2 protein-coding genes are annotated in these 2220 nt (G+C 60.9%); one reads left to right on the top strand and one right to left on the bottom strand.

Features of this window, described 5'->3' with window-relative positions; translation table 11 throughout:
* Positions 1-210 precede the first annotated feature (210 nt).
* Positions 211-1092, bottom strand: coding sequence for a nitrogenase iron protein (nifH, locus tag AABE10_RS36135; protein ID WP_342937830.1), 882 nt, complete (start codon positions 1090-1092; stop codon positions 211-213).
* A 442-nt stretch (positions 1093-1534) separates the two neighbouring features.
* Between nifH and AABE10_RS36130 the strand changes: the two genes are divergently transcribed.
* Positions 1535-2143 (top strand): hypothetical protein, encoded by a 609-nt coding sequence (locus AABE10_RS36130; RefSeq protein WP_342937831.1) that lies wholly within the window; start codon positions 1535-1537, stop codon positions 2141-2143.
* Positions 2144-2220: the final 77 nt, after the last annotated feature.

Here is a 2220-nt window from a genome sequence, read left to right as displayed (position 1 = left end):
CCCCACAGTCGAGCTTGCCCTGTTCAAAGGAACCCAGATGCTTGGCGCGGCGCTTGGCCATCTTTTCGGGGTATGCCTGCAGCACTTCGTCGATCAGGGCCTTGTTCGCGGCCTTGCGTTCTTCAACCGTCGCGGTCATTGCGTATCCCATAAGTGGAGAATCTCATCGCCGGATCCGGCCGCCGTACGGCAACCGCCGTCCGGCATTCGTCAGGCGGTCAGTTCGGCCGCCGATTTTCCGACCTGCGACTCGTCGACCGGTACCATGATGCCTTTCTCCATCAGCAGGTCTTCGAGCTGGTCCATTGTGATCGGCGTCGGAACCACGCCATTGCCGCCGTTGTGATGAACCTTCTCGGCAAGCGCGCGATACTGGCCCGCCTGTGAGCTGTCCGGCGCGTACTCGATCACGGTCATTCGCCGCAGTTCCGCGTGCTGGACGATGTTGTCGCGCGGCACGAAGTGGATCAGCCTCGTGCCGAGCATCGTCGCGAGCGATTCGGCAAGCTCCAGTTCCTTGTCGGTCTTGCGCTCGTTGCAGATGAGCCCGCCCAGGCGCACGCCGCCACTGTTCGCGTATTTCAGGATGCCCTTCGAGATGTTGTTCGCTGCGTACATCGCCATCATCTCGCCTGACATGACAATGTAGATTTCCTGCGCCTTGTTCTCGCGAATGGGCATTGCGAAACCACCGCACACCACGTCGCCGAGCACGTCGTACGACACGTAGTCGACTCCGTCATACGCGCCGTTCTCCTCGAGGAAATTGATCGACGTGATGACGCCACGGCCCGCGCAGCCGACGCCCGGCTCAGGACCACCCGACTCGACGCAGCGGATGTCCTTGTAGCCGATCTTCATCACGTCATCGAGTTCCAGGTCCTCGACTGAACCCGCTTCCGCCGCGAGCGAGAGAATTGTGTCCTGCGCCTTCGCGTGCAGTATCAGGCGCGTCGAGTCAGCCTTTGGATCGCACCCTACGATGAGGATCTTCTGCCCGAGGTCGCTCAGCGCCGCAAGCGTATTTTGCGACGTGGTGGACTTGCCGATGCCGCCTTTGCCGTAGAAGGCGATTTGCCGAAGTTGAGACATTGTCGTACTCCATTGACATGGAAGGTGAAACCAGGGTTGCGAATCAGATCTGCAAAGCCGCGACCATGTCCTCAGCCTGCGGTGTCCTTATGGTCTTCTTCTGTCGAGTCACGCATCGGCCGGATTGTGTCCGCGCGGCCCCATCGACGCAGCTTTTGTGCCATGAGTGCGCAGATCGTCGAAACCCTGGCCAGGCCGGGTTTCCGCCAGATTCTCCCGAATGGCGGCCTGCGACGTTCGCGACGTCGCCTTCCCGACAAATCGCGCGCCCTTTGTCGCAAACGAAATGGGCAGCACCGGGCAGCGTGCCCGTATAGCCTGCCCGGCGTTGACCCTGGCATTCATTGGTACGGATGTTGCAAAGTTCCCGGCCATCCCGCCGAGGATGTGCGAACCAGCGCCCGGTCCGCGCGCATGCAAGATCCATCAAAGAGGAATACTAATGACGGACACGATCAGCCACCATGAACTCGATGAAACCCCGTTGACCCGTCTGCAACACCAGGGCCGACTCCTCAACGCGGTCTTCAAGGGACATACGAACGCGCCTCGCCGGATCGGCTTTCGCGGCGAGCTCGCGCTACGCTTCGGGCCGCGGCTCGCCGACGAGGCGCGCCCGCCCGAGCTTTCCTGCGAACAGGTCATGGCCGTAGCGGACATCGGTGCGCCGGACCTGCCGTTCTTCGCCGGTTGGCTATTGAGCTTCGAATACCTCAGGGACGTCGCGGAAGTGCTCGGCAATGCCCTCTCGGCCCGCGGAAAGTATTTCCTGTTCTGCGACAACGTCGATCTGTCCAGACGCTATCAGGTGCCGTACAACGGAGCGGTGTTCTACGTGCTGCCGATTGTGGAATCGACTGTCTACAACGAGATGCTTGAGCTCCTGCATCTGGAGAAAAGCGAGCTGAAAAGGAAAGACACGGCTGGCAAGCTCGACGCGGTCGCCGACGCCGCGATCCTCTTCGATCTGCCGTTTGACACGATCAGCTACGCGGACGGACTCGAAGCGATGGGGCCGGTTCGCAATCCAAACGAAAACAGGCCCGTCTGACGTATCATTTCAGCGTTTTCGGGCGCGCGTGACGGCGGCGCCTATCCACTGAGCCGGAGTGTCATCATGTCACTGCT

Source organism: Paraburkholderia diazotrophica (assembly GCF_038900755.1).
Taxonomy (GTDB): Bacteria; Pseudomonadota; Gammaproteobacteria; order Burkholderiales; family Burkholderiaceae; genus Paraburkholderia; species Paraburkholderia diazotrophica_A.
The sequence above is the reverse complement of the archived record's forward strand: the minus strand, read 5'-3'. Positions and strand labels throughout refer to the sequence as shown.